Raw genomic sequence first — 383 nt, 5'->3', positions numbered from 1 at the left:
AATAATAATTCTCCCGAAACTCCAATTGGACATAACGACATATCGCTGCTGACAATATAAGCTTCACTGTCTGAGAATAATTTACCAACCGGAATGGTTACATAATCAAAAGCAGGATCTACTTTGTGCACTAATTTTCCAATCGTACTCTCGGTAGGTCCGTAATGATTCACGATGGTTACATTTGGATCTTGTGCTGCGATCTCTTTTATATGGGATACCGGAAGTACATCCCCTCCAAATATGATCGTACGTGCCGGCAGCAACAAATCGGTATCGATGCGTAAAGCCTGCCAGTGACTTGGCACTATTTTGATACAATCAATTGAGTTGGCCTTAAAATATGCTTGTAGCTTCACTCCATCCATTAAAGTTTCTTTATT

The 383-nt window shown here is 39.9% G+C and carries 1 protein-coding gene; it reads right to left on the bottom strand.

Features of this window, described 5'->3' with window-relative positions; all coding sequences use genetic code 11:
- Positions 1-383, bottom strand: a 383-nt coding sequence (locus JO950_RS22095; protein ID WP_202704562.1) for an AMP-binding protein, incomplete at both ends; no start/stop codon positions are given.

Source organism: Flavobacterium sp. UGB4466 (genome assembly GCF_903469665.1).
Taxonomy (GTDB): domain Bacteria; phylum Bacteroidota; class Bacteroidia; order Flavobacteriales; family Flavobacteriaceae; genus Flavobacterium; species Flavobacterium lipolyticum.
Note: the sequence above shows the minus strand (reverse complement) of the source record. Positions and strands in the feature narration are given on the sequence as shown.